The organism is Arthrobacter sp. AFG7.2, from assembly GCF_002892835.1.
Lineage (GTDB): Bacteria > Actinomycetota > Actinomycetes > Actinomycetales > Micrococcaceae > Arthrobacter.
The window spans coordinates 47984-62548 of the sequence record NZ_PJMB01000008.1 but is presented as its reverse complement, the minus strand read 5'-3'; the positions used below and the strand labels follow the sequence as shown (position 1 = coordinate 62548).

General features: G+C 65.8%; 10 protein-coding genes and 1 tRNA gene. 10 read left to right on the top strand and 1 reads right to left on the bottom strand.

The window, feature by feature from the left end:
- Positions 1-67: 67 nt before the first annotated feature.
- The 3 genes from rsmA to CXX84_RS14250 are packed head-to-tail and all read left to right on the top strand — an operon-like array spanning position 68 to position 3764.
- Entirely contained in the window at positions 68-937 is an 870-nt protein-coding gene (gene rsmA, locus CXX84_RS14260) for a 16S rRNA (adenine(1518)-N(6)/adenine(1519)-N(6))-dimethyltransferase RsmA (protein WP_102977380.1), read from the top strand.
- Positions 934-1896 carry a 4-(cytidine 5'-diphospho)-2-C-methyl-D-erythritol kinase gene (locus tag CXX84_RS14255; RefSeq protein ID WP_102977379.1) on the top strand — a complete coding sequence of 321 codons (963 nt, stop codon included), beginning with the start codon at positions 934-936 and terminating at the stop codon, positions 1894-1896. Before rsmA ends, CXX84_RS14255 begins: the two co-directional genes overlap by 4 nt.
- 38 nt (positions 1897-1934) lie before the next feature.
- Positions 1935-3764 (top strand): ABC-F family ATP-binding cassette domain-containing protein, encoded by a 1830-nt coding sequence (locus tag CXX84_RS14250; protein ID WP_102977378.1) that lies wholly within the window; start codon positions 1935-1937, stop codon positions 3762-3764.
- Between the two features lie 40 nt (positions 3765-3804).
- Here CXX84_RS14250 and CXX84_RS14245 read toward each other — a convergent pair whose 3' ends face one another.
- The gene (locus CXX84_RS14245) at positions 3805-4431 is read right to left on the bottom strand and encodes a TetR/AcrR family transcriptional regulator (RefSeq protein WP_102977377.1); all 627 of its coding nucleotides are present in this window, start codon (positions 4429-4431) and stop codon (positions 3805-3807) included.
- 155 nt (positions 4432-4586) lie between these two features.
- Here CXX84_RS14245 and CXX84_RS14240 point away from each other — a divergent pair.
- From CXX84_RS14240 to CXX84_RS14210, 7 genes are all read left to right on the top strand, one after another.
- Positions 4587-4658 (top strand) — tRNA-Gln (locus CXX84_RS14240).
- Between the two features lie 100 nt (positions 4659-4758).
- Positions 4759-6243: a bifunctional UDP-N-acetylglucosamine diphosphorylase/glucosamine-1-phosphate N-acetyltransferase GlmU gene (gene glmU, locus CXX84_RS14235; protein ID WP_102977376.1), complete on the top strand. Its 1485-nt coding sequence runs from the start codon at positions 4759-4761 to the stop codon at positions 6241-6243.
- On the top strand, positions 6240-7220 hold the full coding sequence (locus CXX84_RS14230) for a ribose-phosphate diphosphokinase (protein ID WP_066274469.1): 981 nt from the start codon (positions 6240-6242) through the stop codon (positions 7218-7220). Before glmU ends, CXX84_RS14230 begins: the two co-directional genes overlap by 4 nt.
- Before the next feature lie 282 nt (positions 7221-7502).
- Positions 7503-8102: a 50S ribosomal protein L25/general stress protein Ctc gene (locus CXX84_RS14225; RefSeq protein ID WP_102977375.1), complete on the top strand. Its 600-nt coding sequence runs from the start codon at positions 7503-7505 to the stop codon at positions 8100-8102.
- 110 nt (positions 8103-8212) lie between these two features.
- On the top strand, positions 8213-8803 hold the full coding sequence (gene pth, locus CXX84_RS14220) for an aminoacyl-tRNA hydrolase (RefSeq protein ID WP_102977374.1): 591 nt from the start codon (positions 8213-8215) through the stop codon (positions 8801-8803).
- A 122-nt stretch (positions 8804-8925) separates the two neighbouring features.
- Positions 8926-11661: a LuxR family transcriptional regulator gene (locus CXX84_RS14215; RefSeq protein WP_102977373.1), complete on the top strand. Its 2736-nt coding sequence runs from the start codon at positions 8926-8928 to the stop codon at positions 11659-11661.
- Positions 11648-14308 (top strand): LuxR C-terminal-related transcriptional regulator, encoded by a 2661-nt coding sequence (locus CXX84_RS14210; RefSeq protein ID WP_411266217.1) that lies wholly within the window; start codon positions 11648-11650, stop codon positions 14306-14308. The genes CXX84_RS14215 and CXX84_RS14210 overlap by 14 nt, the downstream gene beginning before the upstream one ends.
- Positions 14309-14565 lie beyond the last annotated feature (257 nt).

Genomic DNA, 14565 nt, shown 5'->3' with positions numbered 1-14565 from the left:
CGGCCACAGCCGTTAGCCAGGCGTCGTCCGGGCAGGGCGGGGGAGCGGCGCGGGATAGGATACCTAGGTGACTGAACCAATCCCCGCGCCCGCACCGCTTTTTGGTGCATCCGACATACGCCGGCTCGCGGAGGACATCGGTATCCGCCCCACCAAAACCCTTGGCCAGAACTTCGTCATTGACGGCAACACCATCCGCAGGATCGTGGCCGCAGCAGATGTGGAACCCGACGAGACAGTTCTGGAGGTGGGACCGGGCCTGGGATCCCTGACCCTCGGACTGCTTGATGCGGCGGCGTCGGTGGTGGCAGTTGAAATCGATCCGGTGCTGGCCGCGAAGTTGCCGGCAACAGTCCAGGAGTGGCGCCCGTCCGCCGCAGCGAACTTCCACCTGGTGCATGCCGATGCCATGAAAGTCACCGAACTCCCGGTGCAGCCCACAGCGCTGGTGGCGAACCTGCCCTATAACGTCGCAGTTCCGGTGGTACTGCATCTCCTGCAGCATTTCCCCACGCTTCAGCACGGACTCGTGATGGTCCAGGATGAGGTGGCGGACCGGCTGGCGGCAGGCCCGGGGTCCAAAACCTACGGGGTGCCGTCCGTGAAGGCCGCCTGGTACAGCCAGATGCGCAAGGCCGGCGTCATAGGAATGAACGTTTTCTGGCCGGCGCCAAAAATCCATTCCGGGCTGGTTGCCTTTACGCGCCGCGAACCTCCCGCCACCACCGCAACCAGGGAACAGGTCTTCGCCGTGGTGGACGCCGCCTTCGCCCAGCGCCGCAAGACCCTCCGGGCCGCCCTTGCAGGCTGGGCAGGTGGTGCACCGGAAGCAGAGCGCTGCCTGGTGGCTGCCGGCGTCGATCCCACAGCCAGGGGCGAGGTCATCGACATCCGGGCCTTCGCCAGAATCGCAGAGGCTAAGCAGGCCCTAGAGTGAACGCCCCGGCAGGGCGGTTCGCTGCCAGGACCGTCCGCGTCAAGGCCCCCGGTAAGGTCAACGTCTCCCTTGAAGTGGGTCCGCTCCGACCCGACGGCTACCACTCCGTTGCCAGCGTGTACCTCGCCGTGTCGCTGTACGAGGAAGTTGCCGCAACCAGTACCGAAACCCCGGGGATCACCGTCAGCCTGAGCAGGGCGAGCACCGTGGACCTGGACACCGCCGACATCCCCCTGGACGAAAGCAACCTGGCGTACAAGGCGGCGGCAATCATGGCCGACGTCTCCGAGCGTCCCTCCGGTGTGCACCTGGAGATCACCAAGCGCGTCCCCGTGGCGGGCGGCATGGGCGGGGGATCGGCAGATGCTGCGGCGACCCTCCTGGCCTGCGACGCGCTGTGGAACAGCGGCTTATCCCGCGAAGAGCTGGCGCACCTGGCTGCGGAGCTGGGCGCCGACGTCCCGTTTTCACTCCTGGGCGGTACAGCAGTGGGGCTCGGGGTGGGCGACGAACTTTCCCCCGCCCTGGCAAAAGCGCAGACCCACTGGGTCCTCGTCACGGCCGATTATGGCCTCCCGACTCCTGAGGTCTACCGGACCCTGGACCGCATGCGCGAGGCCGGCGGCGTCCAGGCCGTTGAACCTACCGGAGTGGATCCCCGGATTCTCACTGCCCTCCGCAGCGGAGACGCGGAAGCGCTGAGCCGGGTCCTGGTCAACGACCTCCAGCGGGCATCCATTGAACTGTCACCGGCCCTGCGCGATACGCTGGGGATCGGAGAATCGCACGGAGCCATTGCAGGCATCGTCTCCGGTTCGGGGCCCACCGTGGCCCTGCTGGCGGACGATTCCGTCGCGGCGGAGGCCCTGGCGACGGACCTGCGGCACTATGGCCTGACAGCCCTCGCCGTCCACGGCCCTGTTCCCGGGGCGCGGATCATGTCGGACACCCTCCTTTAAACTTCCAGTCCTTACCCTGAACCAGAAAGCAGTTCCCTGTGGCACACCTTCTTGGCGGCGAGAACCTGACGGTCTCCTACGCAACCCGCACCGTCCTGGACGGCATTACCCTGGGGCTCGAGGAGGGTGACAGGATCGGCATGGTGGGCCGCAACGGCGACGGAAAATCCACCCTGATGAGGCTGCTGGCCCTGCGCTCCACGCCTGATTCCGGCCGGGTCACCAAGCGAGGCGACGTCAACGTGGGTTATCTGGACCAAAGCGACGTGCTCGACGGCGACCTGACGGTCGGCGCGGCCATCGTCGGGGACCAGGCGGACTACGAATGGGCCCGCAACCCCCAGATCCGTGAGGTCATGGGCGGACTGGTGTCCGACGTCGACTGGCACGCCAACGTCCATGCACTCTCCGGCGGGCAGAAACGGCGCGTTGCCCTGGCCAAGCTCCTGATCGAGGACCACGACGTCATCATGCTTGACGAACCAACCAACCACCTCGACGTCGAGGGCGTTGCCTGGCTGTCCCGGCATCTGAAGACCCGGTGGCGTGCCAACCAGGGTGCATTCCTTGTGGTCACCCACGACCGCTGGTTCCTGGACGAAGTCTGCAACAAGACGTGGGAAGTCCACGACGGCATCGTTGACCCCTTCGAAGGCGGCTACGCGGCCTATGTCCTGGCCCGCGCCGAACGGGACCGCTCGGCGTCGGTCATGGAAGGCAAGCGGCAGCAGCTGGTCAAGAAGGAGCTCGCGTGGCTGAGGCGTGGCGCCCCGGCCCGGACGGCGAAGCCGAAGTTCCGGATCGAAGCGGCCAACGCCCTCATCGCCGACGTGCCCGCTCCCCGCGACTCCATGGCGCTCAGCAAGATGGCCACCGCGCGGCAGGGCAAGGACGTGCTGGACCTGGAGCACGTATCCCTTGACTTCCAGGGCGGCGACGACGGGCGGAAACTCTTCGACAACATCACCCTGCGCCTTGCTCCCGGCGAACGCCTCGGACTGGTGGGCGTCAACGGCGCCGGCAAGACCACCCTCCTGAAACTGCTTAACGGAGAAATCACCCCCGACGCCGGGAAGGTCAAGCGGGGCAAGACAGTGGTCACCGCGGTCCTCAGCCAGGAGGTCAAGGAGCTCGACGACGTCTCTGACCTGCGCGTCATCGAGGTGATCGAGCGCGAGAAGCGTTCCTTCAACGTGGGCGGCAAGGAGTTCAGCGCGGGCCAGCTCGTGGAACAGCTCGGCTTCACCAAAGAGAAGCAGTGGACTCCGGTCAAGGACCTTTCCGGCGGTGAGCGCCGCCGGCTGCAGCTGCTTCGCCTGCTGGTGGGGGAGCCCAACGTGCTGATGCTCGATGAGCCCACCAATGACCTGGACACCGATACCCTCGCCGCCGTTGAGGATGTCCTCGACGGCTGGCCCGGGACGCTCGTGGTGGTGAGCCATGACCGTTACTTGCTGGAGCGGGTCACCGACCACCAGATGGCACTCCTGGGCGACGGAAAGCTGCGCGGCCTGCCCGGCGGTGTGGACCAGTACCTGGAACTCCGGGAGTCCGCCCTGGCCGGCTCCACGATCACCGGCGGCGGCAACCCCGTCACCAGCGCCAGTTCCACCCCGGCCGCGGCAGCACCCTCCGGCGCCTCAGAAGCCGAAAAGCGCGACGCCCGCAAAGCCAAGAACCGGATCGAGCGCCAGCTGGGCAAGCTCGAACAGCAGGAAAAGAAAGTCCACGACCAAATGGTCAAGAGCACGGAGCAGTCGGACTTCGACGCTTTGGCCGAACAGAACAAAAAGCTCAAGGACCTGGCGGGCGAACGCGAAGCCCTCGAACTCGAATGGCTCGAGGCCCTCGAGGTCCTCGGCGAATAGTCCTGCTGCTTGCGCCACGGGGACGTAACCAGGCGACAACTCACCCCTCTGACATCAGCCCGGGGTCCTTCTTGAGCCCGGTCAGGCCGTTCCAGGCCAGGTTGACCAGGTGCGCGGCGACAGTCTGTTTGTCGGGCTGGCGGCTGTCCTGCCACCACTGGCCCGTCATGGCTACCATTCCCACCAGCATCTGCGCGTACATGGCGCCGTCCTGGGCGCTGAATCCCCGGCGGTCGAACTCGTCGGCGAGGATGTGTTCCACTTTGGCGGTGACGTGGGACAGCAGGGTGGAGAAGGCGCCCTCGGGCTGCGACGGCGGGGCGTCGCGCATCAGGATCCGGAATCCTTCGGTGCGTTCCTCGATGTAGGTCAGCAAGGCCAGGGCGGCGCGCTCCACCAGGACGCGCGGCTTGGCCTCCTGGGTCAGGGCCTCATTGATGGAGTCCAGGAGGAGCCGGAACTCGTGGTCCACCACCTGGGTGTACAGCCCCTCTTTCGAGCCGAAGTGCTCATAGATGACTGGCTTGGACACCCCCGCACTGGCCGCGATTTCCTCAATGGTGGTCCCGTCGAGGCCACGCACGGCGAAAAGCCCGCGTCCGACGTCGACCAGCTGGCTGCGCCGCTGCAGGCCGGTCATGCGTGTCCGCGGAGGGTTGTTGCTCACATTTCCATCATGCACCACCGGGCAGTGGCGGGATGGCGGGCATGCCGCAGGGCATAATGACGGGCGGCGGACCTGGCGGGAATGCCCCATGTCGCGCAGCGCCCCGAACCCGTGGCAAAATAACTACTTGTGCCCGGCCGCGTGCCACGGCACGGTCCGCTCTGGTGTAATGGCAGCACCCCGGCCTTTGGAGCCGTGGAGTATAGGTTCGAATCCTATGGGCGGAACTGCTGCGCGTGGAGCGTTCAGTAGGATGACCGTCGGTGCCGCCCGCAACGTGGCCGGACACCGCAAGCGCCAGCGTAACCAAGCAAGGAGAGCCCGTACGTGATCCCCGAGAATTCCGGCCCGGCCGCAGTAATCGTCCTGGCGGCAGGTGCCGGTACACGGATGAAATCCCGTACCCCGAAGATCCTGCATGAGATTGGCGGCAGGTCCATGGTGGGCCATGCGCTGCTCGCCGCGCGGAGCATCGATCCCCGCCAGCTCGCCATCGTGGTCCGGCATGAACGTGACCTGGTGGCCCGCCACCTCTCAGAGCTCGATCCTGCTGCCGTCATCGTGGACCAGGACGAGGTTCCCGGCACCGGCCGCGCCGTCGAGGTTGCCCTCCAGGCCCTTGACGCAGGTCAGGAACTGGCCGGCACCGTGGTGGTGACCTACGGCGATGTGCCGCTGCTTTCCGGCCAGCTGCTCGCCGAGCTCGTCGCCACCCATGAGCACGAGGCCAACGCCGTCACTGTCCTCACGGCAGTCCTCGATGACGCCACCGGCTACGGCCGCATCCTGCGCGGCGACGACGGGACCGTCACCGGCATCGTCGAACACAAGGACGCCTCCGACGCCGAGCGGCTCATCCGCGAGGTCAACTCCGGCATTTACGCCTTCGACGCAGCCGTTCTTCGGGACGCGCTGACCCACGTCACGACTGAGAACTCACAAGGCGAGAAGTACCTCACCGACGTCCTGGGCCTGGCCCGGCAGGCAGGCGGCCGGGTTGCCGCCGTCGTCACCGCCGACCGCTGGCAGGTGGAGGGCGCCAACGACCGCGTCCAGCTCTCCGCGCTGGGCGCCGAGCTGAACCGCCGGACAGTGGAGGCCTGGATGCGGTCCGGCGTCACCGTCGTGGACCCCGCCACCACCTGGATCGACTCCTCCGTGACCCTGGACGAGGACGTCCGCATCCTCCCCAACACCCAGCTGCACGGCACCACCCGTGTGGCGAGGGACGCCGTCGTCGGCCCGGACACCACCCTGACGGACGTCACCATCGGCGAGGGCGCCAAGGTGGTCCGCACCCACGGTTCCGGTGCCAGCATCGGGGCAGGCGCCGCCGTCGGACCCTTCACCTACCTGCGCCCCGGCACCGTACTGGGTGAGACCGGCAAAATCGGTGCCTTCTACGAAACCAAGAACGTGATCATCGGCCGCGGCTCCAAGTTGTCCCACCTCGGTTACGCCGGCGATGCCGAAATCGGCGAGGACACCAACATCGGCTGCGGAAACATCACAGCCAATTACGACGGCGAGAAGAAGCACCGCACCGTGATCGGCTCGGGCGTCCGCACGGGTTCCAACACAGTGTTCGTTGCCCCGGTCACCGTGGGGGACGGCGCCTACAGCGGCGCCGGCGCGGTGATCCGCAAGGACGTCCCTGCGGGAGCGCTGGCCCTGTCCGTTGCTGCGCAGCAGAACACAGAGGGCTGGGTGCCGGCCAACCGCCCCGGAACCCGATCCGCTGAACTGGCCCAGGCAGCCACCACAGATTCCTCAAGTACCCCGGCATCTACAGAAGAGGGCAACCAACCATGAGCGAAATTACGGCGCGCGGCGAAAAGAAGCTGGTACTCGCCACCGGGCGGGCACACCCCGAGCTGGCCCGGGAAATCGCCAAGGAGCTGGGCACCGAACTGCTGCCGGTGGATGCCTACGACTTCGCCAACGGTGAGATCTACGTCCGTGCCGGGGAAAGCGTCCGCGGCACCGACGCCTTCGTGATCCAGGCACACCCGGCACCGCTGAACAACTGGCTGATGGAACAGCTGATCATGATCGATTCGCTCAAGCGGGCCTCTGCCAAGCGCATCACCGTTGTTTCACCCTTCTACCCCTACGCCCGCCAGGACAAGAAGGGCCGCGGCCGTGAACCCATCTCCGCCCGGCTGGTGGCGGACCTGTACAAAACGGCCGGCGCGGACCGCATCATGAGCGTTGACCTGCACACCTCCCAGATCCAGGGCTTCTTTGACGGCCCGGTGGACCATCTGATGGCCATTCCCTTGCTGGCCGACTACATCCGGACCCGCGTCGACGCCGAAAACGTCACCGTTGTCTCGCCGGACACCGGACGGGTCCGGGTAGCGGAGCAGTGGGCTGAGCGGCTGGGCGGCGCGCCGCTCGCGTTCGTACACAAGATGCGCGACCTGACCGTGCCGAACCAGGCCGTTTCCAAAACAGTGGTGGGCCAGATCGAGGGGCGCACCTGCGTCCTGATCGACGACATGATTGACACCGGCGGAACCATCTCCGGTGCAGTCCAGGTGCTGAAGAACGCCGGGGCAAAGGACGTCATTATCGCGGCCACGCATGCCGTCTTCTCCGACCCCGCGGCCAAGCGTCTCTCCGAATCCGGCGCCCGTGAAGTAGTGGTGACCAACACCCTTCCGCTGACTGCCTCCCAGCGGTTCCCGCAGCTGACCGTGCTCTCCATCGCACCGCTGATCGCCCGGGCAGTGCGTGAAGTGTTCGACGACGGCTCCGTCACCAGCCTTTTCGACGGCAACGCCTGAGCCTTTTCGACATGCGGGCCCTGCACCCGGCGGCCACTTGGACAACCGCCGGGTGCGGGCCCGTTTTCAGTAAACGGGACCGGCGCTGGTAAGCTATTCAGCGATACCTTGGCGAGGGAGAGCGCCGGTCACCGCAGCTGCGGGAACCGGACTGCAGGTCTCCGTTATCGACTGGGTCTGAATCTCCCTTCGAAGATGGGCAATGGCTCCGGCCGCCCGGCGTTGAAGGTCGCGACAGACCTCCGCCCTTGCTGAACACCGTTTAGTTTCAAGGAGATTTCCATGTCTGAGCAGAAGCTCGCAGCAGAAGTACGCACCGAATTCGGCAAGGGCTACGCCCGTCGCGCCCGGATGGCCAACCTCATCCCCGCCGTCATCTACGGCCACGGTGCGGATCCCATCCACGTGACCCTCCCGGCCAAGGCCACCACGCTGGCCGTCCGCACCGCCAACGCCCTGCTGTCCCTGGACATCAACGGCGAAGGCCACCTGGCCCTGGTCAAGGATGTCCAGCGCGACCCGATCAAGCAGATCATCGAGCACATCGACCTCCTGACCGTCCGCCAGGGCGAAAAGGTCACGGTGGAGATCCCCGTCCACGTTGTCGGCGAGCTTGCACCGGGCAACGTCTTCAACCAGGAACTGACCACCATCTCCCTTGAGGCTGAGGCAACCCACCTGCCCGAGGCCGTCGAGGTCAGCATCGAAGGCCGTGCCGCCGGCGAGCACATCCACGCATCGGACCTGGTCCTGCCCAAGGGTGCCGTCCTCCTGGCCGACGCCGACGCCCTCGTGGTGAACATCTCCGAAGCTACCGAAACCTCTGACGAGGAAGGCACCGAGGAAACTGCAGGCGCCGCTTCCGAGTCTGCTGCCGAGTAATTCACCAGTCGTTTCTGCCAGTGGCCGGATCCCCAGGGGTCCGGCCACTGGCATGTCTACTGTCCCGCCCGGCATCAACCCGGACGGGCGTCCGACCCTAGGATTGATTCATGACTGATTCCTGGCTCATCGTCGGCCTCGGCAACCCCGGGGCGCAGTACCACGGCAACCGGCACAATGTCGGCCAGATGGTGCTCGACGAACTGGCGGCCCGGATGGGCGCCGGCTTCAAAAGCCACAAGGCCCGTGCCCAGGTCCTGGAAGGGCGGCTGGGTATCGGCGGACCCCGCCTGGTACTGGCAAAGCCCATGAGCTACATGAACGTCTCCGGCGGACCCGTGGCCTCGCTGGCAAACTTCTACGGCATTGCCCCGGACCATGTGATAGCTGTCCACGACGAAATAGACATTCCCTTTAATACGGTGAAGCTGAAGATTGGCGGGGGAGAGGGCGGCCACAACGGGCTGCGGGACATCTCCAAAGCTCTCGGCACCAAGGACTACCTCCGCGTCAGGGTGGGGGTGGGGCGGCCGCCCGGGCGCATGGAAACCGCCGACTACGTCCTCCGCGACTTCGGCACCGCCGAGCTCAAGGAACTGCCCTTCCTGCTGGATGAAGCAGCGGACGCAGTGGAAAGCCTGGTGCAGGACGGGCTCACTGCAGCGCAGCAAAAGTTCCACCCCGCGAAGTCCGGGCGCTAGCAACATGGAAACTTAAAGACCCCTGACCCTGTCTCCTTGTCTGTGCCCCGGGGTAGTCTTCTACCTATGCGGGGGAGCAATGGGGCTACATCCCGCTATAGCGTGATGTAGGGGATAAGTTCATGTCAATCGAGCCACTCAGCTGGGAACGTGGGTCAACGCCTCACGACGTTGGGCTGAACAGAGACACCTCCGGGAAACGGGAGGGTCAGCTGTGGTCTGTTCCTGCCCGCGGCGCCAACCTTGAGTCGGTCCGCACAGCACTCACCAGCGCCGATTCCCTGGGGGTCGTCATCACCGGCGGCCGCGGCGTGGGGAAGTCCTCGCTGGCCCGTGCTGCGGTCATGGACCTTGGCCCGGATGTGTGGTCACTGCAGCTCCGCAACGGCCCGGCCGGTGCCACCACGCCCTACGGCTGCCTTTCCTTTCTCCTGGCCAGGCTCCCGCAGGCGTACATGGGTTCGCCCACGGCCATCCTGCGGGGTATTTCGTCCCTGATCCGCAGCGACGCCGCCGGCCGTTCCTGCGTGATCACGCTGGACACCTCCGGAAGCATCGACGAGATGAGTGCCGGCGTACTCCTGAACGTCCTCCTGACCGGTACGGCCAAAATTATTGCGGTGGCGCCGAAGATCAGTGACCTTCCGGCAGACTTCCACTGGCTGCTGACGGACCGGCGCCTGACCGAAGTGCGGCTCAGCAACCTCAACGAACTGCAAACCCGTCAGGTTCTGTTATCTCTCCTGGGCCACCGGGTGTCGGCATCCCTGGTCAGCACCTACCACCACATGGTGGGCGGCAACCCGCTTCTGCTGAAGGCGCTCGTCACGGAACAGCAGCTGTCCGGCAACCTGGTGCTGTCCGACTCCGTCTGGACGCTGCGGGAAAAGGTGGTGCTCGACGGCGCGGCCAGCCTTGATGATATTGTCCGGTCCCGCTGGTCCAGGGAAACGCCGGAAACCCGGGAAGTCCTTGAGATGCTGTCGTGCGCCCGCAGGGTGGAACTGTCACGGCTGACTGCCATCTACGGCGCTGAAGTTGTGGCCGACATGGAGGACGGCGGGCTGCTGGAGATCGACTCCTCCGACCACCGGTGGGTGTCCCTGCGTGAGAAGTACATCGGTGATGTGGTGCGCACCTGGCTGAGCATTGCCCGCCGCCGCGAGTTGCGGAGCGTGCTCCTGGGCGGCACCGAACCGGATCCTGCCGGGATGACAGTTGATGAACTGATGGCCTTCGCAGCGTGGACGCATGAATGCGAGGCGGACCTGAGTCCTGCCCTTGCACTCGCGGCCGCCGACGCTGCCGTCCAGCTTTTCGACCCCCGGTTCGCCCTGACCTATGCGGAAATGCTTCAACGGACCGACCGGGAGTGGGTGGCCGGCCAGCGCCAGAAGGCGGCCGCGTACCTCCAGCTGGACATGCCGGTCCAGGCCATGGCCGCACTTGATGGCATCACCCAGCCGGAACTCGAGAGCCTTGATGTCCAGGAGTACGCGCATGTCGTAGCCGCCAAGGCACAGGTGATGATGTGGCTTCCGGAAGCGGCAGCGAAGGTGCCGGACCTCCTGGTGAAAGCCGGCGAGCGGCTCGGGGAAGCAGCGGCCGGCACTGCATGGCCCCATCCTGCGGCCTCGGCCGTCAACCGGGTGGCGCTGAGTGAGTTCGAATACCGCTCCTTCGTGGGCGACTACGCTGCCATCATTCCGGCCCTTGAAACAGCTTCGGACCCGGTACTCAATCCGGACACTGAACACCGCATGAATGCAGCCATCCTGTTGATGACTGCCCTGGCCATGACCGGGCGGGAGATGGATGCCCTCAGCCTCATGCGGCAGCTGGGAGGCCAGATCAGTGACGCCTCCCATGTCGTCGGCCTGCGGGAGCGGTACACCAGGGAGGCTTACCTGGTCCTGCTGACGGCGGGGCAGTGGCGGAGGTGCATTGACCTTCTGGGCCCGCAGACGATGGATGAGCCGTACCGCCTTCCATTCCGGAGCGCTGCAACCGAATTGGCGGCCGGCATTGCGTACGTCTATTCCGGCCGGGGAGCCGCTGCCCTTGACCCGCTGATTTCTGCCGCCGCCCAGCTGGAGCTCCAGCCCGTCCAGGCGGCCCTCCGCTGCGCGTACGCAGCCATTGCGCTGGCCCATGCCCAAATCGGCAATGCGGGGCAGGCACGCAAATACCTTGGCAAACTGCAGAGGACCACCGGGAACTCCAGCTTCATCACTGAGAACATCGTCGAGTTTTGCTCCCTGGTCGCCGGCCGGTGGCTGGGTGATTCCGACGCCGTTGCCGGGCTTAAAAGGGCAGCCCGCCAGAATATGGAAGCAGGGCGCTTCACCCTGGCCGGGATCAACCTGCTCGCGGCCACCGTGAATGGCAGCGACGCCGACTTCCGGCTGCTGGAGGAGATCGCGGACCACCGCCAGGGCCCGCTGGCAGAGGTCTCCCGGCTGATCGCAGTGGGAAGCCGGACAAAGGACGCCAAGACCCTCCTCGCCGGCGGCGAGCTGGCGGCCACCCTGGAGCTGGATGCGGTGGAAGCCCGCTGCATGGCCCTTGCCGTGGATTTCGCGCGTCAGGACGGCGACTCGCTCACCGCCCGGACAGCGCAGGCACGGCTTGATATCCTCGCCGCCACTGTGGCCAACCTCCCTATTGTCCCCAGCAGCGGCAGCCCCCTGCTGACCAGCAGGGAGCGCCAGATTGCGCGGCTGGCAGGGCGGGGAGCCTCCAACCGCGACATCGCCCTGGAAATGGGTGTCTCAGTCCGGACCGTGGAAGGCCACCTGTACCAGGTCTTCACCAAGCTCGGCGTAACTTCCAGGGGTGATCTGACTGGACTCGTCTAATGGCCACAAGCCCACCACTGCGCACAGGTTCCTTACCGGGCGGCGGGAACCGCTGGACCGGATCTGCAATATTGTCCGGAGCCGCACCAGCCAGGCGGTTTTTGTCATGGCAGGGCCCGGCATCGGCAAATCTTCACTGACGGAGGCCATTGCCGAGCGCCTTGCCGGCGAACTGAACATACTGCATATCCACGGCAGCTCTGCCCTCGCCGCCGTGCCGTTCGGCGTCCTTACTCCCTACACCGGCGAGCTGAGTGCGGAAGACTCTGTCTCTCCGGTCGCCGTGCTTCGGTCCATGTGGAGCTACTTCGAGCAGCTGAGGGCCGGAAACGGGGCCCCTGTCCTGGTCGTCATCGATGATGCGCACCACCTGGACGAGGCATCGGCCGGCGTCGTCGCCGAGCTGATCTCAGCCGGATGGGCAACAGTGGTGGCCGCGGCCAGGCCTCGTCCGGGCCTGCCCCAACCACTGGACCAGCTCTGGTACGACGGCCTTGCCGAGCGTGTGGACCTGCGTCCGCTGAACCGGGAACAGATCGAGGAGGTCCTCGCCCACGTTCTTGACGGGACCGTTCCGGACGCCACCGTGAACGCTGTCTGGAGCGCCTCCGGCGGCAACCCCCGCGTCCTGAATGCGCTGCTGCACGACTCTGCCGAGGCCGGGATACTCGCCAAACGGAACGGGATCTGGGTCCTGCTGGGCTCCTTGCCCACGGACGGGGTCCGGCTCACGGCAGTGGTCACCAAGGACCATCTCCGGCGCCGGCCGGAGGAACAGGAGGCCTTGAAACTCATTGCCCTCGCAGGCCCGGTGGGACGGAAAGTCATTGAGGAGATCTGCGGGGCAGCGGTTGTCCGTTCGCTGCTGGACCAGCAGACCGTTGTCGAGAATTCGGGGGTCCCGGCCGAACTCAGCGTGTGGAACGTCCTGTTCGCGAAAGCCATCAGAAACACGATCTCGGTCTCCCGGAGCCTGCAGTTGCTGGAGAAGATCCGGGAACACCAGGATTCGGCCACCCTTCGTGCGGAGGGCCGGCTGCGGTTTGTCGAGTGGTCCCTTGAATGCGGGCTGCGCGTCCCGGACGCTGAAATGCTGGACGCTGCACGTGAGGCCCTGAGCCGTTTCAGGAACCACAGCGCCCGCTCCATCGCAGCCAAGATCCGGGACCCGGAGCTGGTGCACCTTGCGAACGCCGTCCAGGCGCGCGCACTGTACAACGAGGGCGCCTATGCGGAAGCTGCAACGCTTTTGGACAGCAGTTGGGTACAGCTCGCCGGTGATGCCCAGGGCCCTTCGGTCCTGTTACTCAGGATGGCAGCCCATCAGGCAGCGGGCCGGCCGCTTGCCGAGTTCGCCGAGGACGTGCGGAAACAGCAGCAGGGGTTACCGGAGGAAACCAGGGGCCGGCAGGAAGAGCTGTTGGAGCTGCTGCAATTCGGCGCCGAAGTGGATTTCGAGGCGCTCGGTGACAGAGTAGCGGAGATCAGGAACAGCAGCTCCGCCGGAACAGGCAACGAGCCGCTCAAAGCCTTGGGCGAGGCGCTCCTGGCCCATGCCCTTGCAGCGGCCGGACGGCCCTCGGAGGGACTCGACGCGGCACTCCTTGCAGCTTCTGAGCTGCCCATCCTGGAAGGTGATTTGTTCTTCTATTCGGAATTCGTGCTGGGGCGGCTGGTCATTGACTACCTTGCCATGGGCGAGTGGGAATCCGCGGAGCGTGAACTCGAAAGCTACGCATCAACGCATGCTGCCGGAGACGCAACCTTCAACGGCAGCCTCCAGGTGCTTCGGGGCTATTCCATGCTGCGCCAGGGCCGGATGGAGCGCGCCTACCAGCTGCTGCTGCCGGCGGTGGAGGCGCTGCGCCTGAGCGATCCCCTTCAACTGTTCCGCTTCGGTTCAGCCCTGGGCTTCTACGTTGCCTCGCGGCTGGGTGACACTGCCCAGGCGAAGCGCCTCGAACAGGACTACAAGGATGCGGTGGCAGGAGGGCCTGCCCACGACTTCCTTGCCGGCGCCTACGGTGCGGCCGCTTCAGAGTATCTGTCCCGGGACGGCAAGGGCCTCGCCGCACTGCACACGCTGGCCACCACCACGGAAGCGTCATCAAGGGCCGGTACCTTGCTGGAGCTCCTGTCACTGTGCTGGGACCTGGGGGACGCCTCGGTGATTCCCATGGTGCAGAACGCGGCCCGGGCTGTGGATGGCCGTTGGGCCGCCTCAATGCTCAAACTGGCGTCCGACTGGGAAGCAGCTGACGGGGATGCCCTGATGGAAACTGCGGCCATGCTCGAGGAATCGGGGTTCGTTAACCTCGCCCGCGAGGCGTACGCCCGTGCCAGCACGGTGCTGGAGCAGGCGGGGGAACGCCGCAGGTCCAGGCAGGCCGTTGCGCAGCGCGAGAAATGCGACCACGAACTGGGTGAGCGGTTCCGGGAGGGCAGGTTCATAGCTGCGGCCCCGGCCGTCCACCTCACCCGCCGCGAACAGGACATCGTGGAGCTCGCCGTGCAGGGCCTGACGGACCGTGAGATTGCCCAGCGCCTCATGGTTTCCGTCCGGACCGTCGAGGGCCACCTGTACCGCACTTACGTCAAGCTCGGTGTACGCAGCCGGGATGAGCTGGACGCGGCACTGCCAAAGTAAGCCGGCGCCGCTATTTTCTGCCGCCCCTTGTGCGTCCCTATGGTGAAACGGCAATGCCCCCTGCGCTCTTCCGGGTAGCCGGCCGTCCGTCGTCGGGCTCCCAGCGGGTATCAGCCGGTGAACCCGGTAGTGCCGGGTGGGCGAATTCGAGTACTTCCTACTCGTGTACGTCCGTGCCCTGCAAGCTTTACTTAAAGAGTCGAAGGAAGCGGCCGGCGAAAAGCCGCAGAACATGCGACAGCCATTCAAGGCCTCAC

Coding starts and splice junctions, on each gene's coding strand:
- CXX84_RS14230 (WP_066274469.1), top strand. CDS start 6,240: ATGAGCGAAATTACGGCGCGCGGCGAAAAGAAGCTGGTACTCGCCACC.
- CXX84_RS14225 (WP_102977375.1), top strand. CDS start 7,503: ATGTCTGAGCAGAAGCTCGCAGCAGAAGTACGCACCGAATTCGGCAAG.
- pth (WP_102977374.1), top strand. CDS start 8,213: ATGACTGATTCCTGGCTCATCGTCGGCCTCGGCAACCCCGGGGCGCAG.
- CXX84_RS14215 (WP_102977373.1), top strand. CDS start 8,926: ATGTCAATCGAGCCACTCAGCTGGGAACGTGGGTCAACGCCTCACGAC.